The organism is Thalassospira sp. (assembly GCF_048059015.1).
In the GTDB taxonomy this organism is placed as follows: domain Bacteria; phylum Pseudomonadota; class Alphaproteobacteria; order Rhodospirillales; family Thalassospiraceae; genus Thalassospira.
This window is the reverse complement of record NZ_JBLLNT010000002.1, coordinates 453,187-474,501: the sequence shown is the minus strand read 5'-3', so window position 1 is coordinate 474,501 and position 21,315 is coordinate 453,187. Positions and strand designations below refer to the sequence as shown.

21 protein-coding genes, 1 tRNA gene and 1 pseudogene are annotated in these 21,315 nt (G+C 54.1%); 4 read left to right on the top strand and 19 right to left on the bottom strand.

What is annotated here, in order from left to right:
* Positions 1-151 precede the first annotated feature (151 nt).
* The 3 genes and pseudogenes from ACMZ66_RS02930 to ACMZ66_RS02920 form a co-directional block, all read right to left on the bottom strand.
* Positions 152-928 carry an enoyl-CoA hydratase gene (locus ACMZ66_RS02930; RefSeq protein WP_416934247.1) on the bottom strand — a complete coding sequence of 259 codons (777 nt, stop codon included), beginning with the start codon at positions 926-928 and terminating at the stop codon, positions 152-154.
* A 153-nt stretch (positions 929-1,081) separates the two neighbouring features.
* Positions 1,082-1,922: pseudogene (gene mutM / locus ACMZ66_RS02925) on the bottom strand (bifunctional DNA-formamidopyrimidine glycosylase/DNA-(apurinic or apyrimidinic site) lyase).
* A gap of 70 nt (positions 1,923-1,992) precedes the next feature.
* A complete protein-coding gene (locus tag ACMZ66_RS02920) occupies positions 1,993-3,177 on the bottom strand; it encodes a YHYH protein (RefSeq protein ID WP_416934245.1) in 1,185 nt (394 codons plus the stop codon).
* Between the two features lie 206 nt (positions 3,178-3,383).
* On the opposite strand from ACMZ66_RS02920, the gene ACMZ66_RS02915 reads away from it, so the two are divergent.
* Positions 3,384-4,187, top strand: coding sequence for a TSUP family transporter (locus ACMZ66_RS02915; RefSeq protein WP_416934243.1), 804 nt, complete (start codon positions 3,384-3,386; stop codon positions 4,185-4,187).
* An 84-nt stretch (positions 4,188-4,271) separates the two neighbouring features.
* On the opposite strand, the gene ACMZ66_RS02910 is transcribed toward ACMZ66_RS02915, so the two are convergent.
* The 8 genes from ACMZ66_RS02910 to aroA all read right to left on the bottom strand — a co-directional run bounded on the left by ACMZ66_RS02910 (position 4,272) and on the right by aroA (position 12,909).
* On the bottom strand, positions 4,272-5,480 hold the full coding sequence (locus ACMZ66_RS02910; RefSeq protein WP_416934241.1) for an MFS transporter: 1,209 nt from the start codon (positions 5,478-5,480) through the stop codon (positions 4,272-4,274).
* A gap of 255 nt (positions 5,481-5,735) precedes the next feature.
* Positions 5,736-6,458, bottom strand: coding sequence for an orotidine-5'-phosphate decarboxylase (gene pyrF / locus ACMZ66_RS02905; RefSeq protein ID WP_416934239.1), 723 nt, complete (start codon positions 6,456-6,458; stop codon positions 5,736-5,738).
* 216 nt (positions 6,459-6,674) lie between these two features.
* Complete coding sequence (locus ACMZ66_RS02900; RefSeq protein WP_416934237.1) at positions 6,675-6,977, bottom strand: LapA family protein; 303 nt, start codon at positions 6,975-6,977, stop codon at positions 6,675-6,677.
* A gap of 229 nt (positions 6,978-7,206) precedes the next feature.
* Positions 7,207-7,482 (bottom strand): integration host factor subunit beta, encoded by a 276-nt coding sequence (gene ihfB, locus ACMZ66_RS02895; RefSeq protein ID WP_044830114.1) that lies wholly within the window; start codon positions 7,480-7,482, stop codon positions 7,207-7,209.
* Between the two features lie 71 nt (positions 7,483-7,553).
* Entirely contained in the window at positions 7,554-8,477 is a 924-nt protein-coding gene (gene sppA / locus ACMZ66_RS02890; protein WP_416934235.1) for a signal peptide peptidase SppA, read from the bottom strand.
* 416 nt (positions 8,478-8,893) lie between these two features.
* Positions 8,894-10,597 (bottom strand): 30S ribosomal protein S1, encoded by a 1,704-nt coding sequence (gene rpsA / locus ACMZ66_RS02885; RefSeq protein ID WP_416934233.1) that lies wholly within the window; start codon positions 10,595-10,597, stop codon positions 8,894-8,896.
* Positions 10,598-10,832: 235 nt separating this feature from the next.
* The gene (cmk, locus tag ACMZ66_RS02880) at positions 10,833-11,477 is read right to left on the bottom strand and encodes a (d)CMP kinase (protein ID WP_416934231.1); all 645 of its coding nucleotides are present in this window, start codon (positions 11,475-11,477) and stop codon (positions 10,833-10,835) included.
* Positions 11,478-11,565: 88 nt separating this feature from the next.
* The gene (gene aroA / locus ACMZ66_RS02875) at positions 11,566-12,909 is read right to left on the bottom strand and encodes a 3-phosphoshikimate 1-carboxyvinyltransferase (RefSeq protein ID WP_416934229.1); all 1,344 of its coding nucleotides are present in this window, start codon (positions 12,907-12,909) and stop codon (positions 11,566-11,568) included.
* A 419-nt stretch (positions 12,910-13,328) separates the two neighbouring features.
* Between aroA and ACMZ66_RS02870 the strand changes: the two genes are divergently transcribed.
* The 3 genes from ACMZ66_RS02870 to ACMZ66_RS02860 all read left to right on the top strand — a co-directional run bounded on the left by ACMZ66_RS02870 (position 13,329) and on the right by ACMZ66_RS02860 (position 14,463).
* A complete protein-coding gene (locus tag ACMZ66_RS02870) occupies positions 13,329-13,634 on the top strand; it encodes an FYDLN acid domain-containing protein (RefSeq protein WP_416934228.1) in 306 nt (101 codons plus the stop codon).
* A gap of 97 nt (positions 13,635-13,731) precedes the next feature.
* Positions 13,732-13,807, top strand: a tRNA-Ala gene (locus ACMZ66_RS02865).
* Positions 13,808-13,998: 191 nt separating this feature from the next.
* Positions 13,999-14,463: a YtoQ family protein gene (locus tag ACMZ66_RS02860; RefSeq protein ID WP_416934226.1), complete on the top strand. Its 465-nt coding sequence runs from the start codon at positions 13,999-14,001 to the stop codon at positions 14,461-14,463.
* Between the two features lie 49 nt (positions 14,464-14,512).
* Here ACMZ66_RS02860 and ACMZ66_RS02855 read toward each other — a convergent pair whose 3' ends face one another.
* The 8 genes from ACMZ66_RS02855 to ACMZ66_RS02820 all read right to left on the bottom strand — a co-directional run bounded on the left by ACMZ66_RS02855 (position 14,513) and on the right by ACMZ66_RS02820 (position 20,984).
* Positions 14,513-14,869: a VanZ family protein gene (locus ACMZ66_RS02855; protein ID WP_416934606.1), complete on the bottom strand. Its 357-nt coding sequence runs from the start codon at positions 14,867-14,869 to the stop codon at positions 14,513-14,515.
* Positions 14,869-15,489 (bottom strand): hypothetical protein, encoded by a 621-nt coding sequence (locus ACMZ66_RS02850; RefSeq protein WP_416934224.1) that lies wholly within the window; start codon positions 15,487-15,489, stop codon positions 14,869-14,871. Before ACMZ66_RS02850 ends, ACMZ66_RS02855 begins: the two co-directional genes overlap by 1 nt.
* Before the next feature lie 134 nt (positions 15,490-15,623).
* Entirely contained in the window at positions 15,624-16,598 is a 975-nt protein-coding gene (locus ACMZ66_RS02845; protein ID WP_416934222.1) for a methyltransferase domain-containing protein, read from the bottom strand.
* Between the two features lie 146 nt (positions 16,599-16,744).
* Entirely contained in the window at positions 16,745-17,398 is a 654-nt protein-coding gene (locus ACMZ66_RS02840; RefSeq protein ID WP_416934220.1) for a hypothetical protein, read from the bottom strand.
* On the bottom strand, positions 17,395-18,048 hold the full coding sequence (locus tag ACMZ66_RS02835; RefSeq protein ID WP_416934218.1) for a hypothetical protein: 654 nt from the start codon (positions 18,046-18,048) through the stop codon (positions 17,395-17,397). The genes ACMZ66_RS02840 and ACMZ66_RS02835 overlap by 4 nt, the downstream gene beginning before the upstream one ends.
* Positions 18,049-18,077: 29 nt before the next feature.
* Positions 18,078-18,824 carry an ABC transporter ATP-binding protein gene (locus ACMZ66_RS02830; RefSeq protein WP_416934216.1) on the bottom strand — a complete coding sequence of 249 codons (747 nt, stop codon included), beginning with the start codon at positions 18,822-18,824 and terminating at the stop codon, positions 18,078-18,080.
* 3 nt (positions 18,825-18,827) lie between these two features.
* Entirely contained in the window at positions 18,828-19,871 is a 1,044-nt protein-coding gene (locus ACMZ66_RS02825) for a FecCD family ABC transporter permease (RefSeq protein WP_416934214.1), read from the bottom strand.
* A gap of 12 nt (positions 19,872-19,883) precedes the next feature.
* Complete coding sequence (locus tag ACMZ66_RS02820) at positions 19,884-20,984, bottom strand: ABC transporter substrate-binding protein (RefSeq protein ID WP_416934212.1); 1,101 nt, start codon at positions 20,982-20,984, stop codon at positions 19,884-19,886.
* Between the last annotated feature and the right edge of the window lie 331 nt (positions 20,985-21,315).

The following is a 21,315-nucleotide window of genomic DNA, read 5'->3' as shown; positions in this document are numbered from 1 at the left end:
TCGGAGCGCGGCTTATAGCTCTGTCCGAAACCCTCGTCAACCCCCGATGCCGCCCGAATGCCTCATTTTCTGCGGGTCAGGACTTAATTGAGCTGCAACGCAGATATGCATCGGTGGAATCAGGGGTCAACTAAACTCGATCAGCACACAATCAGCGGTGCTTGAAATCAGCTTTTCTCTTTTCTGCGAAGGCTTTCATGCCTTCTGCCCGATCTTCGAGTGCAAAGGTCGAATGGAACTCGCGACGCTCAAACATCAGGCCTTCGGTCAGGGTCATTTCATAGGCCTTGTTGACCGATTCCTTCACCTTCATTGATACCGGGCCCGAGAAGGAGGCGATCTTTTCCGCCAATTTCATGGCTTCATCCAAAAGCGAGTTGGCCGGGACGATTCGCGCCACCAGTCCGGAACGCTCGGCTTCTTCGGCATCCATCATGCGACCGGTCAGGCACATTTCCATTGCCTTGGCCTTGCCGACCGCGCGCGTCAGGCGTTGGGTACCGCCCGCACCGGGTATGGTACCGATGGTGATTTCCGGCTGACCGAACTTTGCGGTGTCTGCCGCAATCATGATGTCGCACATCATCGCCATTTCACAGCCGCCACCCAATGCGAATCCAGCGACCGCGGCAACGGTCGGCTTGCGGCAGCTTGCCACACGGGTCCAGCCTTTGGTGATGAAGTCGTTCTTATAGACATCCATATAGTCGTAGTCGGCCATTTCCTTGATGTCGGCCCCGGCCGCAAAGGCCCGTTCCGATCCGGTAATGACAATCGCACGGATGTTTTCATCAGTTTCGAAATCATCAAGTGCCGCGCCGATATCATTAATCAGTGCTTCGCAAAGCGCATTGAGCGCCTGGGGACGATTGAGCGTGATAAGCCCGACATTGCCTTTCTTCTCGGCGATGATGTTCTCGTATGACATGCGTGTGATCCTTTTTTCGCATCAAACCCGATGGAAAACCGGGTCGATTTGCGTGAAACCATATTTTGATACTGTTTTACCGATTTTAACCACGACCCGCAACCAACCGTGTAACAGCCAAGGTAATCCACCTCAAACTTGGCGGCGCACAGCCTATTTCTGGCAGGTCGGGCAGAAGAAGGTCGAACGCCCGCCCTGAACGATGCGTTCAATGGTGGTTTCGCAACCATCCGCCACACAGGCCTCGCCCTCGCGCCCATAGACACGGAAATTGTGCTGGAAATAGCCAAGCTCGCCATTGCTTTGGCGATAGTCCTTCAGGCTGGATCCGCCCGCCGCAATAGCATCTTCAAGAACCAGTCGAATCTCGCGATACAGTCGATCAATCTCGCCCGCCTTAAGGTCCTTGGCCAGGCGATCGGGCGCAATACCAGACCGGAACAGAGCTTCGCAGACATATATATTGCCAAGACCCGCAACCAGTTTCTGATCCAACAAAACGGTTTTGATCGGGCTTGCGCGACGTGCGATTTCCCTCGGCCAAAACCGCGGCATTAAAAGCATTGCCAAGCGGTTCCGGACCAATGTCTGCCAGCATCTTGTGGCTGGCAACTTCGCCCGCTTCGATCAGGGTAATCACGCCAAAGCGTCTTGGGTCATTGAACCGCACAACGGCCCCGCCCTGCATGACGAAATCAACGTGATCGTGCTTTTCAGGTGCGGGAACGGGTACAGCCGGATCATTATGGATGGTCATGCGCCCGGACATGCCCAGATGGATCAGCAAAACCTGACCATCATCAAGATGACCCAGAATGTATTTAGCCCGACGTGTCAGCTGATTGATGCGACGTCCCGCCATTCGGTCGACAAACCCGTCTGGAAACGGGAACCGCAAATTCGGGCGGCGCTGCACCACATGATCCACAATATGACCTTCCATTACGGGGGTCAGACCACGGGTAACTGTTTCGACCTCAGGCAATTCAGGCATATCTGGAACTCATCTAAAGGAATGCGTTCCACTTTCTAGACCAGATTGCCCTGCAAAATAAGGATCAATTTCAACTGCGCGGTGGCGGACCGTTCGGGTTTGGGGGCGGGCCATTGCCCGGACCGCCATTTCCCCCGCCACCTGGACCGGCACCGGGTCCGCCCTTGCCGGTTCCTGCGGGACCCTTGCGGGTTTGAGCAGGTCCTTCGTAGGGGGCAAAGGTTGAAATCGATGCGGCATTGAACCCGGACGGGCAACCATCGGTGATGTAATCGTAATAGATCGCCCGACCGCGAATGTTCGATTTCCGATCCGCCTCAAAGAACAGGCCATAACAAGCCTGATTGCAATAAAACAGTGCGCCATCTTCGGCATTGATGCGTTTGGTCGTGCCGTTGGTTTGCAGCAACTGTTCCCCGCGCAAAGTACCGGTCATGACCCGGCACATATCATTGCCATAGGCAGCCGCACTGCTTGATGTGATTTCAAAAGGAATTGGCAATCCAACAATTTCGGCCCCGGTGCGATCCTTGCGCGGGGTCCAGCGATCCTTGGCAAAGCCGCGCGGTGTGCCCGACAGGCAATTCAACACATCCCAGCTCGGCTTGGTTTCGACATTGTAGAAATACGATCCCTTGTCATCCTTCATGCCGCGGCAGGCATCAAGCAGGGCTTCGACCGAATTAGCCGGATCAAACCAGCCCAGCGCCAGGATCGGAAATCCATCCATGGCATAGCCAACCGGCTTCTTGTCGATATCGACCCACTGATTGCCAAGGTCATCAATCAGGCATTTCGGCGCAATGTGGTAATGGTAATCATCACCACGCCCGGCATGACCACCACATTCATCAAGCTCGCCTGCTTCGGCGGCACTCGGGCGTTTGCCCGTGGCGGCATTGACCGGCCCCTGGGTTGATGGATCAAAGATCGGCACGCCATTGATCGCAACACCAGCCGGGCCTGCTTCGGTCGGGGTCGGTTTTGCCGCCAAAGTCGGGTTCAGGATGATTTCAAAATCAAAATCATGTGCGGCGGGAAATTGCTGATTACTCGCGGTAATACCGGTCATGACCGGATGGGATGGATCGGGAAGACCATTGGCGGAAAATCGCGCCTTGTCACGATTGCAAACAAGATTGCTGACCTCGTCGGTGTAGCAACCCTCATCACATTTACATGTCTTGATCTCATGGGCCTTTGCTTCTGGCGGCCCCCATAAAACCAATGCCAGCACAACAAACAGCACATGCATGCGTCTTCCCCCGAATATGTCCCTTGATCAACAACATAACACGCATGCGCGTTGCGGCACATCTTCGACTGGACGCGCTATGCCAAAGCAATATGATGTCGACATTCTATTGATCTGGCAGTCCGGCCCATCCGATCTGTCTGCCGATATAAACTGAAACCGCGTTGCCCCACCTTTGCGGTTTCCAAACCCATGAAAGCCACCCCATGGAATTTGGAATTGATTTCTTATTGATCCTGTTTGCGGTAGCTGCCATTGCTGCCTGCATTGATGCCATTGCCGGCGGCGGCGGATTGATCACCATTCCGGCCCTGCTTTGGGCGGGTCTCACCCCGGCGCAAGCACTTGCCACCAACAAGCTTCAGGGAAGTTTTGGCAGTTTCACCGCATCGCTGAACTTTATCCGCAAGGGTCACGTGCATCCGCGTGACATGGTCTTGGCGATCGTCCTGACATTTGCCGGATCAGCAGTTGGTACTGTCTTGGTGCAGATGCTTGATCCGGGCATCCTAATGACGATCTTGCCGGGTCTTTTGATCCTGATTGCGCTTTACTTCCTGTTTTCACCACGCGTTGGTGATCTTGATGCGCATCAGCTGATCAGCAAAGGCACCTTTGCCTTTACCGCCGGATTTGGCATCGGGTTTTATGATGGCTTCTTTGGTCCGGGTACCGGATCGTTCTTTTCGATCGCCTTTGTCGCCCTGCTTGGCTTCAACATGACCAAGGCAACCGCACACACCAAGGTTTTGAACTTCACATCAAACTTCGCATCGCTTGTGATGTTTATTGCCGGCGGCGAAGTCGTTTGGGTGATTGGCGGGGTGATGGCGGTTGGTGCACTGGTTGGTGCACAGATCGGATCGCATCTGGTGATGAAGGTTGGCGCACGCCTTGTCCGACCGCTTCTTGTCGTGACCTCAATTGCCATCTCGATCAAGCTGATCATTGATCAATATGGATCAACCATCAGCCAGACTTTTGATCAGGTCCGTCACTGGATCGGCTAACAAGACGCTTGCCTGAAGGCAAAAGAAAACCCGTCAACCGAATGGCTGACGGGTTTTGTATTTCATATTTCGCGGCATCACCGATCAGGCGCTGGCACCGCCTTGAGCAAAGACTTCATCACCGCGATCAAGCAGGTGGCTCCAGACCGTAAACAGCAAGGCCAGAACCGCAATCCCGGCACCAAGCCAGGGGATATGCTGATAGGAAACGCCATGCGTGATTGCCAAACCGCCAAACCAGGCCCCCCCGGCATTGCCAAGGTTAAACGCACCCTGGTTCAGGGTTGAGGCAAGATTGGGGGCTTCGGACGCCTCATTGACCACACGCATTTGAAGCGGGGAGACAAGGGCAAAAGCGACAACACCCCAAAGCATCACCGTGATAACAGCCGGAATGATCGAGGTCAGGGTTTCCGTAAACAGGGCCAGGATCACGATCAGCATGACAAAGGCGATGATGATCGCAGGCATCAGACGCCAATCGCCCAGACGACCGCCGATATAGTTGCCCACTGTCAAACCAACCCCGAACAGAAGCAGGACATAGGTCACTTGACGCGGGGAAATGCCGGTGATTTCCTGAAGCATCGGGGTGATATAGGTAAAGACGCTAAACATGCTGGCCGATGCCAGAACGGAAATCAGCATGGCAAACAGGACCTGTACCTTGCCAAGTGATTTGGCTTCGGCAAGCAGGCTACCGGTCGATGCGGCAATCTTGCGCGGCAGGGCGAGATAAAGCGCAATCGCGGCAAGAACGCCAATCGCAACTACCGCCCAGAAGGTCGACCGCCATCCCAGTTCCTGACCAAGCGCGGTGCCAAACGGCACACCCAACACGTTGGCAAGGGTTAGGCCCGAAAACATCAGGGCAATTGCCTGCACCCGCTTATGGGCCGGAACAAGGTTTGCGGCAACAACCGCACCAAGACCAAAGAACGCACCATGGCAAAATGCAGTCACGACACGGGCCGCCATCAAAAGCCAATAATCAGGCGCAATCGCGCACAGGAAGTTGCCGAGAATAAAGATCGAGATCAGCAGCAAAAGCGCACGTCTGCGATCCATCCGTGCAGTTGCAATCGCAAGGAACGGTGCCCCAAAGGTCACGCCAAGCGCATAGCCCGTCACAAGCAAACCGGCATCAGGAATACTGACACCAAGATCAAGTGCCACATCCGGCAGAAGACCCATGATGACAAACTCGGTGGTTCCGATGCCAAAAGATGCCAGCGCAAGTGCCAGAATCGGGAAATTACCGAGGAAACCCCGGCTGGTGGCGGTAACTGTCATGTCAGAAATGTCCTGAGCAACAAGGACCGGTTCAAACGATCCTTGTTTTGTGCATGTGCGAGATAGGCATCATGCACCAATTTTTGAAACGATTCAATTCTCAGATAATCAGGACCATAAAACCATCGCGAAATCTGCATGGCTGTATGCATTCGCGTCAAAGCTTGCACCCGGCCAGAAACGCAAAACCCGACCGTGTCAGAACGGTCGGGTTTGAAAGCTTTGGCGCAAGGTTTGGTGCGCTGCGTCGTCTGATCAGGAAAGCTCGGACACGATCCGTTTTGCTGCTTCGACCGGATCGTCTGCCTTGGTAATCGGACGACCAATGACCAGAACGTCACTGCCCATAGCAACCGCATCAGCAGGAGTGACAATACGTTTCTGATCATCGCTTGCCGCCCAGGCCGGACGGATACCCGGTGTGATCAGTTTGAAATCAGCACCAAGCGCGTTACGGACCGGGGTGATCTCCTTGGCCGAGCAGACAACGCCATCAAGACCGGCCTTTTTGGTAAGCTCTGCCAGTTTCACGACACGGTCTTCAATCGGGCCTTTCAGGCCAACATCATCAAGATCACCCTGATCCATGCTGGTCAGGATGGTCACCGCAATCACCCAAGGCACTTCAACGCCTGCCTTGTCGGCGGCTTCGCGTGCGGCATCACCGGCGCGCTTCATCATCTCGATCCCGCCAGAGGCATGGACGTTTACGATCTTAAGACCCATCGGGGTAACCGCACGAATGGCACCGGCAACCGTGTTTGGGATATCGTGATATTTGACGTCCAGGAAGATCGGCATGCCAGCCTTGGCAACTGCCTTGACCCCTTGCGGGCCGTGGGCCGCAAAGAACTCCTTGCCAAGCTTTGCCCCGCCAATAACACCAGACAGGCTTGATGCCAGCTTGATCGCGTGATCAAGGTCAGTGGTATCAATTGCGCAAAAGATGCGGTCTTTCGGGGAAAGGGTCTGGGTCATGATGTCCTCCGGCGGGCTGGCATTGGGTCATGGCCCTGCTTTGTCACATCCAGTGTGACTGCGGACCGGACATGGCTTAGCCGATTTATCCACAAAGGCCAACGCCAAATCACCTTGGCTAACTGCATGGGCCCATGCGCAAACCGATCAAAGCAATAATCTGCGGAAAATGAAAAGGGCCCCTGAATCAGGAGCCCTTAATTTAAGCAGTGTATTTCAGCCGCTATGGCCAAGTGCCTTTTGGTCGGCCTTGGGTGTGCTATCGTCGGTTTTGATGCGTTTAAGTTCGCTATCCATGCGCCGTGCTGCGCGACGATGTTTGCCCTGAAGCATCCATTCAAAGGCAAAACCGATCCCAAGACCAAGAAGCAATGCCACCATGATTGGCAAAAACAGCGGCAGGTCGACTTCATAAGGCAGCGGCCACAAGGAAAGGGTCACCGCAGTACGGTTGGAAACGGCAAATACCGCGATCAGAACGGCCAGCGGTATAGAGATAATCCAGTAAAGGAAGCGCATTCTTAGCTCCTTGTGCCAGATCCGGCATCAGAGGCGAATTGCTCGATACCGTGATCAGACAACAGGTCACGTTTGATAATCAGACCGTTAGTATGGGGCAAGAAGCAGGCAAAAGCCAAGACGCCCGTGACACGTGTTCGGGGATAAACCCGGTGGCGTCATCGTAGAAACAATTTTTTGGGCTGGCGAAAGCCTGCTTGTCGGTCAGAAATCCATCACGCGGAGGAAATCAGTTCAAACGCTCGCGGAGCTGTTTGCCGGTTTTGAAATAGGGAACTTTTTTCTCGCCAACGGGGACAGCGTCACCCGTACGCGGGTTGCGACCAACACGCGCATCGCGCTGTTTGACAGAGAAAGCACCAAATCCGCGAAGCTCGACCCGGTCTCCACGGGCAAGCGCGTCGGTGATTTCGTCAAAGATCGTTGCAACAATCCGTTCGACGTCTCGCTGATAGAGATGCGGATTCATTTCAGCAAGCCGGGCAATCAATTCTGATTTCGTCATTTCCAGGCCCCATCCTGTTCGTGCTGATAGTCTCACTCAACCGCGAATTAGATTATATGTTTGGGTAACTCTTACTCAGGTTGCCAGACAGCCAGCAAACCGTCAAGTTTAAGCCCCTCAGATGACAGCACTTTTCCAAGGTTCCCCTCAAGAAGTGCACTCATCAAATCGTCCTCCGGGTACTCAATTTCAAGCGGCACGACGTCCGCTTCCGGCGTGACACCAGCTTTATCTTCAAGCCAGCGTAAGGCTTCACGACGGCCTCCAATTTCATCAATCAATCCATTGGCAAGTGCCTGCTGTCCGGTAAAGACACGGCCATCTGCCAAGGTACGTACGGCGTCCACGGGCATATCGCGGCGTTCCGCAACCATGCCAACAAACACGTCAAACATGTCGGAAATCAGGCCCTGCATGGCCGTTTTTGCAGCATCATCAATGGGTTCGAACGGATTGGGTGCTGCTTTAAGCGGACCGCTTTTCACTGTCAGCGGTTCGACGCCAAGCTTTTCCAATGTGCCGTTAAAATTCATCGACTGGAAGATCACGCCGATGGATCCGGTGATCGTGCCACGGCGCGCAATGATGTGATCGGCGGCAATTGCCGTCATATACCCGCCAGACGCGGCCACAGTACCCATTTCAGCAACGATCGGGCGGGTTTCGCCAATCCGGCGCAGCGCTTCAAACAGCGTCTCGCCACCGACCATCGTGCCGCCCGGGCTGTTGATATGGACAATCACGCCCACGACGTCACTGTCATCTTCGATCGCCTCAAGCGCCTCAAGCAGATAGGGGTCCTCGGCAATCACGCCTTCAATATTGATCTCGACAACTTTCGGGCCAAGACCGCCCATGACACCGTCCTTGATCCCTGTGCCAGCCAGACCAATAACGATCACGGCCAGTACAGCAATCACTGCGATCACACGCCAGCGAAAGACGGATTTCTTCAATCGGCGTCGATCAAGCAGGATATCGGCATCAAGCGCCATCAAGGTGTCCCGGTTATAATTGTTCAATCAAATACTTAGGCGGGGCTATGCCCTTAAACCTGCCTTTTCAAATGGTTTTTCTCGGACCAGAAGGCAAGAACAAAAAGCGTTTAAAATCAAAATTTTCGCGAAAATGGGCGATAATTTTCAGGATCGCAGAGAAATCGGGGCAAAAAGGCCGATGATATACAATATTGCCCTGCAATATCCGCGACATAGCCCAAGCAGACACCGCTAATAAGGCAGCATCGCCCACAACGACAAACAGTCGTCAAATGACGGGCATCCGGGCCAAGGAAACACGCAGTGACAACCCATCAGCGCGTTTGATCCGCGCAAAAGAAAACGGGCCGCGCAATGCGCGACCCGTCTCGTCAATCTGCAAGCTTGCAGATTGTATTTCTTCGGAGGGTGGCTTATTCGCCGCCTTCCTGCTTTTTGCGCAGAGCTTCGCCGAGGATATCGCCGAGCGATGCACCGCTGTCAGCAGAGCCGTAATCCGCCATTGCTTTCTTCTCGTCAGCAACTTCAAGAGCTTTGACAGAGAGGGAAACTTTACGGGTTTTGGCGTCGATTGCGGTAACGCGTGCGTCAACTTTCTCACCAACTGCGAAGCGCTCCGGACGCTGCTCAGAACGCTCACGCGCCAGCTCAGCTTTACGGATGAAGCCTTTCAATTCGGTGTCGCCAACAGCAACTTCGATGCCGCCATCGTTAACTTCGGTGATCTCGCAGGTGACGGTCTCGCCACGCTTGATACCGGTAACTGCTTCTTTGAACGGATCGCCAGCAAGCTGTTTGATGCCGAGCGAGATGCGTTCTTTTTCAACGTCAACGTCAAGAACCTTGGCTTTGACGATGTCGCCTTTTTTGTATTCTTTGATGACTTCTTCACCAGCGCGGTCCCATGACAGGTCCGAGAGGTGAGCCATACCGTCGATACCTCCCAGAAGGCCAATGAACAGACCGAATTCGGTAATGTTCTTGACTTCGCCTTCGATCTCGGACTCGACCGGGTGAGCTGCAAGGAATGCATCCCACGGGTTCGAGGTGCACTGCTTGAGACCAAGCGAGATACGACGCTTCTGTGCATCGACGTCGAGCACCATGACTTCGACTTCCTGCGAGGTCGAAACGATTTTGCCCGGGTGGATGTTTTTCTTGGTCCAGGACATTTCGGAAACGTGGACCAGGCCTTCGACACCAGCTTCGAGTTCGACGAATGCGCCGTAATCGGTGATGTTGGTGACACGACCTTCGAATTTCGAACCGACCGGGTATTTGGCTTCAACACCTTCCCACGGATCAGCTTCAAGCTGCTTCATGCCAAGCGAGATACGCTGGGTTTCGCTGTTGAAGCGGATAACCTGAACTTTAACAGTCTGGCCGATCTGAAGTGCTTCAGACGGATGGTTGATGCGTTTCCAAGCGATGTCGGTAACGTGCAGCAGGCCATCAACGCCGCCGAGATCGACGAACGCGCCGTAATCGGTGATGTTTTTGACAACGCCGTCAAGAACCTGACCTTCCTGGAGGTTCTGGATCAGCTCAGCACGCTGTTCTGCACGGGTCTCTTCGAGAACTGCACGACGCGAAACCACGATGTTACCGCGCGAACGATCCATTTTCAGGATCTGGAACGGCTGCGGGTTGTTCATCAGCGGGGTTACGTCACGAACCGGACGGATATCAACCTGGGAACCCGGAAGGAACGCAACAGCGCCCGACAGGTCAACAGTGAAGCCGCCTTTAACGCGACCAAAGATGGTGCCGTCAACGCGTTTGCCATCGGAGAACTGTTTTTCCAGCTCAACCCATGCTTCTTCGCGGCGCGCTTTTTCGCGCGACAGAACGATCAGGCCATCTTTGTTTTCATAGCGGTCGACATAAACATCAACGGTGTCGCCAATGTTTACTTCGCCTGCGCCAAATTCTTTAAGCGGAACGCGGCCTTCGGATTTCAGGCCGACATCGACGATTGCGTCGTCGTCAGTTTTCTTAACGACCGTACCGGTCATTACGCGGCCAACGAAACCTTCGTCTTCAGAACCGAGGGTTTCAGCAAGCAGAGCGGCAAAATCTTCGCCGGTCGAGAATAGTGCTTCATCAGCGATGGTCATAAACCAGACTTCCTTTCGAGTATCGTCATTATATTCTGGCCAACCGGTTGTGTCCGGTGGTCTTAAAACCGCAAAATCGCGGCAATTTGTCAGTCTCTGTCCAATTCCGGACGCTTTTTGAAGACGTATCTTCCATAGACGAAAAGGTGAACGCACAAGTCGTTCACCTTAGGGACTGACCATGTGGCCGGCACCTCGGAATCGTTCTTCGCCTGACGGTTAAAACGCCTTTTGATCAGTCATTCTCACCCATGTGGGTGCGAATATGTGCCATGACTGCGTCGAACACTGCATTGGCATTCAGACGATCCGTATCGATATGGATTGCGTCTTTTGCCATGGTGAGCGGTGCAACATCGCGGGCACTGTCTCGGGCATCCCGTTCTTCAAGCTCTTTAAGAACGCGCTCGTATATAGCAGCGGGATTTTTTTCCTGCAACTGTTTGAACCGACGGTTTGCACGTTCTTCCACACTTGCCGTCAGATAAAACTTGATCGGGGCCTGCGGGCAAACGACCGTTCCAATATCACGACCATCCAGAACAGCGCCGCGACGACCGTCTGGCGGGGTGGTTGCAAGGCTGCGCTGGAAATCAAGCAAAACCTCGCGAACCTTTGGAATCGCTGCAACTTTTGAGGCAGCAGTCCCAACTTCTTCGCTGCGAAGTTCTTCGCCGCCAAGATCATTGGCGCTCAGATTTTCTGCCGCGCGCACGGCAACTACTTCGTCAGAAGGATCTGCATTTTCGGCCAAAACTTTCGCACCGGTGGCACGATAAAGAAGACCGGTATCAAGGTAGGCATAGTTCATTGCGTCCGCGACTCGACGCGCCAAAGTCCCCTTGCCGGACGCAGCCGGCCCATCAATGGCGATGATCATATGCTTCGCTCCCTGTTGATATTGAGACCAAGCCTTGATGGCCTGATCTGGGGCTCAGGACCCTTGAGTATATATTGGGGTGAATCGATCAGTAATACAGCGCAAAATTTGCACCCATGTCACCCATCAATGACTCAAAATTCGGGAAGCTTGTCGCAATCGGATGCGCATCATCAACCGCAACCGGCTTTTCTGCGCCAAGACCCAGAACCAGGAACGACATTGCAATACGGTGATCAAGGTGGGTTTCAACGATCCCGCCACCCGGAACGACACCACCGGTCACGATCAGATCATCACCTTCGATGCGGTGAATAACGCCATTGGCCTCAAGACCGGCGGCAACAGCTGCCAGACGATCCGATTCCTTCACACGCAGTTCTTCAAGATCACACATGCGGGTTTCGCCTTCGGCATAGGCCGCGGCAACTGCCAAAACCGGATATTCATCGATCATCGACGGCGCACGTTCAGCCGGAACGACGATGCCCTTCAGGCGATTTTTGCCCGTGACAATCAGATCACCGATGGTTTCGCCAGCTTCTTCGCGCTCGTTGGTGATCGTGATATCGCCACCCATTTCAATCAGGGTGGTGATTAGGCCGGTACGCAGCGGGTTAAGGCATACGTCACGGATGGTCACCTCGGAGTCCGGATTGATCAGGGCAGCAACCATCGGGAATGCGGCCGAGCTCGGATCGGTCGGAACAACAATGTCCGCAGCCTTCATTTCCGCAGGACCGGTCAGGCTGACGGTGCGACCACCATCGTCATTGACCTTCACATCAACATCGACGCCAAAGTGACGCAGCATGCGTTCGGTATGGTCACGCGATGGCTTCGGTTCGATCACGGTGGTGGTGCCGGTCGTATTCAGCCCCGCCAGCATCACAGCAGACTTCACCTGTGCCGATGCCATCGGCAGGGTATAAGTAATCGGCTTTGCTTCATCGGTTCCGATCACGGCCATCGGCGGACGGCCACGATCACGGGTGATGAATTGCGCACCAAATTCTGACAGCGGATCGGCAACACGGCCCATCGGCCGCTTGCACAGCGACGCATCACCGGTAAAGAAAGTCGTGATCGGGTGGGTGGCAACGATGCCCGCCATCAGACGGATGCCGGTCCCGGCATTGCCCATGTCAATCACGCTATCAGGCTCACGAAGGGCGCCAACGCCAACACCGGTAACATGCCATGTACCATCATCATCGCGGGTCACGGTCGCGCCAAGTTTGCGCATGGCATCTGCAGTTGCCAGAACGTCTTCGCCTTCAAGCAGACCGGTGACCTTGGTCGTGCCGATTGCCAGACCGCCAAACATCAGGGAGCGATGGGAAATTGATTTGTCACCCGGAACCCGGATATCGCCCGTAAGCGGCCCTGATTTGGCCGAAGCAAGCGGGCGTTTGGTCTGCGAAGCACTCATGGAGCCATACCTGTCAGTAACTGTTTTTCATCACATTCGGATCGATTGAAAAAGCCGCAACGCGGGTGCGCAACGGGCAGCCGTGGTTTCAGGCGCTCAGGAGCCTTTCAATCGCCGCATCCTGCTCTAGCACAAGCGGTTGTCATGCACCAGTATCGAACCCAAATTTTGACACGGGTTTTCGCTACGGAAATCTGCGCGGATATGATCCGGGATTTCACCGTCAAAATTGCGTAAATGTGACCAAGATTTCGCTCTATAGGCGCTTCACGGAAAAAACGATCAATTTCCTTTTGACAAGGCGACAACAAGATGGCAATTGGGCCTTTCAGACATCACGTCATGCGCTGCTTTGCAGCACCTTGCGACGAACAGTCTTTACTTCTCGATGATAACGGTAATTAAGAGGATTTGCCGTAATGTCAGCACGCGGTAAGAAACGTCACTGCCTCGCCTGTGGTACCAAGTATTACGATCTGAACCGTACCCCGGTTGTTTGCCCGAAATGCGCTACACCTGATGGCGTGACAAAGGTCAAGAAAGCCGCGGTTGCCAAACCGGCACCGGAAGAAGACGAAGACATCGATGACGTCAGCGATCTTGATGATGATGTCGATAGCGATCTGGACGATGATATTCTCGAGGATGCCTCGGATCTCGGCGAAGACGACGATGATCTTGGCGAAGTCTACGAGCATGTCGAATCAGACGACGATGATCGCTAAGAAATTTTGAAAATAGGTCTTGCCAACATTTGGTGAACCTTCTAAATATGCGCCGCGCCGCAGAGCTTTCCTTGGAAACCTGCGACGCGGACAAAGTGGGGCTGTAGCTCAGTTGGGAGAGCGCTACAATGGCATTGTAGAGGTCGTCAGTTCGATCCTGATCAGCTCCACCATTCAAAACCCGTTGCCTTTGGCAACGGGTTTTGTCGTTTAGGCCCCTTTCTGCGCCAGACCAGAAACCCCTCCGATTGATCAAAAATCACCTCAGCCGGTAGAGGCACGGTCAATGTTGCACTAACATGCAAAATCAAACCGTCACGATGGGCAATGAGCCCCATCAATATGATCAAACAGGGAAAGAAACATGACCAAGGTCTGGACCGTCTATCTATCGGGTGAAATTCATAGCGATTGGCGCGAACGTATCGCCGCCGGGGTGAAAGAAGCGGGCCTTCCGGTCGAACTGGTGGCACCGATCACCATGCATGAAGATTCCGATGATTGCGGCGTTGCCGTTTTCGGGGCTGAGGAAAACAAGTTCTGGCATGACCGCAAAGGTGCACAACTCAACGCCATGCGCACCAAAACCCTGCTGTCAGGCTCCGATCTTGCCGTCATTCGATTTGGCGAAAAATACAAACAGTGGAATGCTGCCTTTGATGCAGGTTACGCAGCCGCCCTTGGCATCCCCTATATCACCCTGCACCCGACCGAACACGACCATGCACTTAAGGAAGTCGATGGTGCAGCCAATGGTGTCGCGCGCGAGCCAGAACAAGTCGTGCAGGCACTGGCCTATATCATTCGCGGCGATATGCCAAAGGCCTGATATCTGTGAAAACGGGGTCTGAGTTCATCTAATTTGGACCCCGACTTTTCTAAGGCGCCGACTGGATCAGACGCCGAACCGAGCCAACACGCATCACCAAAAGGGCGATAACCGCCCCCAATGTGTTTGCCACTGCATCGCCAAAACTGGGAAAGCGCCCGGGAACCACTCCTTGGGCAAACTCGATGCCGATCCCATAGGCAATGGTAAAGCCAATCACCTGCCAATGACGGTTAGGGTAGGCAACAAGCCCGCAACCTGCCAATGCCCCATAGGCTACAAGATGCTGGATCTTATCCCAGATTTGAACATCGGGCAGATTTTCAATTGGCTGGAGCGACAAAAACCCGATCACAAGGATCAGGCCCCAAAATCCGACGGCTGCGGCGCGCTTGAACCAAACCATCACGATTGCGACCCTGCCACTTTGAAGCGCCCGAATACCCAGCGCAGGGCTGAAAATAGTGCTAAGCCGAAGTGATAAAGGGTTGGCAACAAGGCCGAAGCGCCCATCATCATGCCAAAGTAAATATTGCGCAGATTATCGGGCGCAAACGGATCTTGGAGTGCCTTCCAAAACCGCCCTTCATAGAGGTCCGTGCGATAGGTCATCGTTTCCGGACGATCTAGAAACTGAGAGACCAACCAACCCGATGCAACGAATGCAAACAGCACCCAGAAGGTAGCAACAATTGCGATCAGGATATCGACACTCAGATAACTGACAAACTGAATGTTGCCCTTGCTGACCAATGCCCGGCGAATGATTTCGACAGTCACATAAAATGATAGCGCATCAAACATCGCCCCCATTACGGCAACAGGGAACCCCATCAGGATATATTCGTCACCTTTCCAAGTGTTGAGCAGATGAGGATAGGTTGTCAGCAATGCCCACCAGTAACATCCCAAATTGATCAGGATGAAAACGGTGAACAATTTGGCAAAGAAGAACCGCATCTCTGCACGTTTGCGCAGAAACCAATCCATGAAATGTTGAAGCGATTCGCGCCATTGGGCGAACATCTGATGCGTCTCTCCGGGAAACCCCGGGCACGTCAAGCACCCGGCAAAAAGACAGAAAACCCGATTTCACCTGAACAATCAATGCGCACTGTCACTGTTCTGTTCAGCAAAAGAGCGTTCTGGGTCAATCAACCTTAATGCAGGGTCTGACCAGATGCCTGGTCCGGGTCGCTTTGCGAGATAAGTTTGCCCGCAAGCTGCGATAGGCCATCAGTTGCACGGGCAACCATGATGCGGCCTTCGACCGGATTGCCTTTTTCCTGACGCAGCACACCCAGCTCGTCCGAGATCAGTTCAAACCCGCATTCAACAAGCCATTCAGAAATGGCGCGCTGGTGATGGCGGAAACGCTGGCCGGGGCCAAGATCGAACGGGAAGGCCTCGCCATGTTCAAGGCTAAAGGCCATCAAACCACCGGGCTTCATGCGCGCATGTGCCGCACGAAGGGCCGGGGCGAGGTCGCCGAGATAATTCAGAACATCTGCAGCAATAACAAAGCTGTAGTCATTCCCGATTTCTGCGGGCATATCGGTGATGTCACCAGCAACAAGCGTGCGATACATGCCCTTGGCACGCGCACGGTTGATCATGCGCGGTGACAGATCAATGCCATCAATTGCTTCAAAGTAACCGGCAAAGACTTCGCCGACCAAACCGGTTCCACAGCCAAGATCAAGTACCTCAACCGGGCCGGTCGCAGAAGAAAGGTGGGCACGTACCGCTTCAAGCAGCAATTCCGGCCCGCGATAGGCCAGACGATCGCGCAAACTGATTTCAAAGCGCGGCGCATAATCATCAAACAGGGCTTTGACATAGTCCGGCGGCAGGCGATCACGCATCGCTGCTGCGCCTAGCAGGGTCAAGCGGACTTCCGCCCCCATGCGGTCAACCGGATCAAGGATCAGATACTGACGGAAAGCTTCGACGGCGTTTTCGGTTTCACCGGCGCGTTCAAAAATGTCGCCCAAGGTGAAATGGGCTTCGTCCCATTCGCCATCTGCCGCCAATGCTGCACGCGCGACATCAATCGCGGCAACATAATCACCCTGCGACACCAACGCCAATGCGACATCAAGACGCCGACTGGCCGAAAGCCGATCTTTGCTCATCTATGTATAGAAATCCGAAAAGGGGGTTTGGCAAGCAAGCCGAAACCACAACCAAAGATAATGCTATATCCTCTGAAATTCGGACTTTGGCAAGACAGATAAGATATCGCTATTTCAGCGCACTACAAGCAGCGAAGCATTTTGTCTCATGACAAAGCGGCTTTGGCGTCGAGCGTACGACGAATCCATGGGATGAAGCCGTATAAAAACCGGGTCGTCGCCGGCATGAAATAGGCCCCGTGATGATACATCGGATCAAGCGATGTCACGATCAGATGCCCGGCATAATTTTGCGTATCTTCATAAAGGACCGAACGCCCGTCACGGTAATCCACAAGCGACTTTGCCCCTTCGGGCACGTCAAAAAGCCCATGCAGATGCCAACTGACATCTGATTTTCCCATTTCGGCAAACATGTCATGGCTTTGATCGGCGATCTCAAGACCAAGATCTGATCCCGGTTCCAGCCACCACCAGAAATTGGTTTCAACCGATGTCAATGACACATCCGGAAGCCACTGATTTTGTCCGGTATCGCCCATGGCAACCACCATGCCACCGCGTTTGAGGAATCCCAGAATGCGTTCCGTATGCGGGACAACAACTTCGGGCGGGGTACGGCAGGGAATGATAAGGCCCGCCGCATCAACAAGGTCATCATCGCAGAAGTCGCGGATATAGATCACCTCATCAATGTACCGGGCAATCTTCGGATCATCAAATGTTGCCTTGTGATACCCCGTGCCACCATCAAGGGCGATCAGCTTGGGGCGGGTCACATTTGCAGATTGGAGGTTCATACCCGCTCCTCCTGCTTGGCATGTACATGGCTGATCAGCCACTTGGCAAAGTTCGGGGCCAGATGATCAGCTGTCGTGCCATTCCCGGCTTGGGCAAATGTCAGGAAGTCATTGCCCGCATGGCTGATGACGGTTCCGCCTTCTGGTCGGTCCCAAATCCAGTCGACCGGGGCAGACATTGGATCACGATCAAGGCCATTCAGCAAAATCGCACCATCCGGTGCCGGGTTATGCCCTCTGCCCCAAAAACCGGCAACACCACGGCGGAAGGTCAAATCTTCGCCGGTCACGCTTTCGAACAATGGGTGGTCTACCAGTCTTGTCACGGTCAAACCGGTCAGGTTTCGAGCCGGGCGCGGTTCAAACGTCCCAACGCCATCAATCACGGGATAGGCCATCGGGCCGCTCCAAAGCACCACACCACCGCGAGCAAGGTAAGCAGCTATCTGCTCCTTCTGCGACAGCAGAAAACGTTGATCGGCATGAATTGAGATCGACAGGGCAGCAAAGCGCGACAGGTCACAATCAGGCAGCTCGTATTGATCAACACGTTCAAAAATGACCGGTGCGAACTTTGCGCGATCTGCCAGCGATGGCGCCATCTTGTCCGGGCCGATACAGGCAACGAGGATGTCTTTTTCTGTGCGCACGTTCATATTCCCGTCTGAGGACTTTCTGGTTAGACGAATACCGGCACAACCGCCTGCTGACTGCGGCCCTGATGATCAAAATCGATGGATCGGATATCGATGCCATAAAGGGTTGAGAGGTTTTCTTCGCTCAGCACCGTGTCGACCGGGCCAAAGTCATAGCGATCAACATCGCGCATCAACAAAACCTGATCGGCAATGACCTGGGCATGTTGCGGCATATGCGTGGTAAACAGGACCGTCATCCCATCCTCACGGGCCAGATCGCGCAACACTGTCAGGATTGTCTGCTGGTTCCTGAAATCAAGCGCCGATGCCGGCTCATCCAGCACCATGATCTGACAATCAGATACAAGCGCACGGGCAATCAAAACCAATTGCCGCTCGCCGCCGGAAAGTTCGGTCACCGGGCGGTTGGCAAACCGATCGACACCAAGCCGTTCCAAAGCTGCATCGGCCTTTTGATAGTCATCACGACCGGGCGATCCGAACGTTTTGACGTGCCGCGCACGGCCCATCACCACCATGTCGCGCACGGAATAGGGAAAGGATGCCTCTGTATTCTGCGGCACATAGCCAACCGTCCCGTCAAAGCGCACTGATCCTTCGACCGGTTTATGCAAACCTAGGATCGTCTTGATCAGGGTGGTTTTACCCCGGCCATTTGGTCCGATGACGGCGACGACTTCGCCCCGATCCACCGTCAGGCTGTGATCGCGGAAAATCCAGTTGGGACGCAGACGGTGTTTGAAACCAAGCTTTTCAACACAGATCATGGATTACCACCCCCGCGCACGGGTTCGGCGCAGCAACCAGCCAAAGACCGGCGCACCAACAATCGCGGTTAGAACCCCCAACGGAATTTCCGATGCCGTCAGGGTGCGGGCAATATTGTCGATAAACAGCATGTAGGCCGCCCCCATGATCATGGATGCCGGCAGCACAAGCCGATGATCCGGGCCAAACAACATGCGAGCAAAATGCGGCACGACCAGCCCGACCCATCCAACAATGCCACTGACCGAAACAGATGCTGCAACAAGACCTGCAATCGCCAGCAAAGCAATCCAGCGCGTGCGTTCGACCTTGATGCCAAGGGCTTCGGCCTCTTCATCGCCAAGCGACAGGACATTAATGCGAAACCGCAGCGCCAGAAGCGGCACACCGGCCAGCAAAAGTGCAATGCAAAGGATCCCGACCTTGTCATAGCTTGCGGTCGCAAAGCTTCCCATCAGCCAATAGACAATCGCCGGGAGGCTATCTTCGGGATTGGCGAAAAAGGTCACAAGGGACGTCATGGATGTGCAAAACGCACTTACGATCACACCTGAAAGCACCAGCATCAGGATTGGCGCCCGACCCTCCGTCCGGGCAATCAGATAGACAATCACCATGGCAAGAACGCCAACGACAAAGGCGCTGCCAACCACGGCAAAAGTCCCGAGCGACAAGAAAATCGCTGTCGCCCCGCCAAGGGCCGCACCCGATGACACGCCGACAATCTGCGGCCCGACCAGCGGGTTGCGGAACGCACCCTGAAGGGCGGCACCGCTTAAGGCCAAGGCAGCACCGACCAGCACAGCCTGCAACATGCGTGGAATCCGGATCAGTTCAACCACGCGCTGTTCGACATTTTTCCATTCGGCGTCAATCGGTAAGACATGATGCGCCAGAATGCCGATCACGTTTTCAATCGGCACGTCATAACGACCGATTGCCAGTGATCCTAATGCCAGAATAAGCGTCCCCGCCACCAAGGCCCCCCAAAGGACGGGTTGGTTGTTCAACCGGTTATCTGTTGCTGTTGCGACTGTGCTGGTCATCTGCACGTCCTCTTAATTCACAAAGGGCGTGTAGTTGGCGGCGCTACCATTTTGCGATACGCGCAAGATGCCATCGATCTGTTCATCGCTCGGCACCTGACCATAGATCCATTCATAAGCGGATTTGATCTCGGCGCGCAGATCCCAATCAAACAGGTCCGGATGCAGAACCTGTGACAGCCACATCCACATTAGCGGGCTTTCCTGGTTGGGCGGATCCCAACGGTAACCGCCAAGCGGCACGCGATAGACGCGCTTGTTCTTCACCGCAGCAACATCAACCAGAAGCGGGTTGTCATAGACATCCTGCGGGCTGAGATCACTTTCAAAGCCGTTCAACAGAATGACTTCCGGATTCCATTCTAGGATCTGCTCCGGACCAACAACCTGCCAGGTCGGACCATCAAGGGCAGGGTTCTGACCACCGGCAAGATCGATATAGAAGCTGTTATAAGCGCCTTCGCCAGCAACCTTGAGCTCGGAGTTAAAGCGCAGGAAGTAAAGGGTACGCGGCTTGTCTGCGTCCGCAATCCCATCCGTTTTGGCCTTGATCTTGGCCATCACCTCATCACGCCATGCAATCAGGCGCTCTGCCTTTTCCGGATTGCCGATAACCGCACCCATGGTGGTGATCCAGCCACGTGCAAGTTCCTCGGTCCCATAACGGAAGGTCGCGACTTTAAGACCCGCATTGGTGATCGGTGCAATGATGTCATCGCCCCGATGGGCCCACTGGAACACCAGATCCGGGTTCACCGAAAGCAGGCTTTCGATGTTTGGCATAAAGCCCTCGCCGACGATGTCACTTGGAACGTCTTTGGACTGCGGGAAGAAATCCCCCAGAACACCTTCAAGCAAAGCAGATTTGGAAAGCTTATGCATTGCGGCCAGTCGATCGGTTCCACCATCAAGGGAAACAAACATCGAAGCCGCCGGGATCGGGATGGTTGCAACGCGTTCTGCCGGTTTGTCGAGCGTCACTTCGCGATCAGACTGATCGACAAAGCTGACAGCACCGTCTGCGGCCAGCGCCTGAGACCCGATGGCGGTGAGACCACACGCCATGAGCATCGGCAGGCTGCGGCGGGCAATTTCTTGCCAGATAATCTTCATGGTTCAAATTCCCCCTAAACCACACTTTTGAGTAGTCCGGACTGGGGTAACACCGACATCACGCATATGCAAATTATTTTGATAATTATTCGCATTAATGAGAACAATATCGTAACACCCATTATGGCAATATATTAATACATGGATTTTATGTTAAACTTGCCCTTGGCATTAATCCCGCAACCCCATTTATACCAACACTTGCGGCTTTGATTGTCGTTAGGATCGCCAGATTGGCGCAGGTCCACATCGGCACCGATTTACAAGAAACCACCCACCAAGTTACGATTTTCGTTGATAAATTCAGTTTATTCGCATAAATTAATATAAA

Bases quoted from the DNA above. Each gene is read 5' to 3' on its own strand.
- ACMZ66_RS02930 (WP_416934247.1), bottom strand. From the start codon at position 928: ATGTCATACGAGAACATCATCGCCGAGAAGAAAGGCAATGTCGGGCTT.
- ACMZ66_RS02920 (WP_416934245.1), bottom strand. From the start codon at position 3,177: ATGCATGTGCTGTTTGTTGTGCTGGCATTGGTTTTATGGGGGCCGCCA.
- ACMZ66_RS02915 (WP_416934243.1), top strand. From the start codon at position 3,384: ATGGAATTTGGAATTGATTTCTTATTGATCCTGTTTGCGGTAGCTGCC.
- ACMZ66_RS02910 (WP_416934241.1), bottom strand. From the start codon at position 5,480: ATGACAGTTACCGCCACCAGCCGGGGTTTCCTCGGTAATTTCCCGATT.
- pyrF (WP_416934239.1), bottom strand. From the start codon at position 6,458: ATGACCCAGACCCTTTCCCCGAAAGACCGCATCTTTTGCGCAATTGAT.
- ACMZ66_RS02900 (WP_416934237.1), bottom strand. From the start codon at position 6,977: ATGCGCTTCCTTTACTGGATTATCTCTATACCGCTGGCCGTTCTGATC.
- ihfB (WP_044830114.1), bottom strand. From the start codon at position 7,482: ATGACGAAATCAGAATTGATTGCCCGGCTTGCTGAAATGAATCCGCAT.
- sppA (WP_416934235.1), bottom strand. From the start codon at position 8,477: ATGGCGCTTGATGCCGATATCCTGCTTGATCGACGCCGATTGAAGAAA.
- rpsA (WP_416934233.1), bottom strand. From the start codon at position 10,597: ATGACCATCGCTGATGAAGCACTATTCTCGACCGGCGAAGATTTTGCC.
- cmk (WP_416934231.1), bottom strand. From the start codon at position 11,477: ATGATCATCGCCATTGATGGGCCGGCTGCGTCCGGCAAGGGGACTTTG.
- aroA (WP_416934229.1), bottom strand. From the start codon at position 12,909: ATGAGTGCTTCGCAGACCAAACGCCCGCTTGCTTCGGCCAAATCAGGG.
- ACMZ66_RS02870 (WP_416934228.1), top strand. From the start codon at position 13,329: ATGTCAGCACGCGGTAAGAAACGTCACTGCCTCGCCTGTGGTACCAAG.
- ACMZ66_RS02860 (WP_416934226.1), top strand. From the start codon at position 13,999: ATGACCAAGGTCTGGACCGTCTATCTATCGGGTGAAATTCATAGCGAT.
- ACMZ66_RS02855 (WP_416934606.1), bottom strand. From the start codon at position 14,869: ATGGTTTGGTTCAAGCGCGCCGCAGCCGTCGGATTTTGGGGCCTGATC.
- ACMZ66_RS02850 (WP_416934224.1), bottom strand. From the start codon at position 15,489: ATGTTCGCCCAATGGCGCGAATCGCTTCAACATTTCATGGATTGGTTT.
- ACMZ66_RS02845 (WP_416934222.1), bottom strand. From the start codon at position 16,598: ATGAGCAAAGATCGGCTTTCGGCCAGTCGGCGTCTTGATGTCGCATTG.
- ACMZ66_RS02840 (WP_416934220.1), bottom strand. From the start codon at position 17,398: ATGAACCTCCAATCTGCAAATGTGACCCGCCCCAAGCTGATCGCCCTT.
- ACMZ66_RS02830 (WP_416934216.1), bottom strand. From the start codon at position 18,824: ATGATCTGTGTTGAAAAGCTTGGTTTCAAACACCGTCTGCGTCCCAAC.
- ACMZ66_RS02825 (WP_416934214.1), bottom strand. From the start codon at position 19,871: ATGACCAGCACAGTCGCAACAGCAACAGATAACCGGTTGAACAACCAA.
- ACMZ66_RS02820 (WP_416934212.1), bottom strand. From the start codon at position 20,984: ATGAAGATTATCTGGCAAGAAATTGCCCGCCGCAGCCTGCCGATGCTC.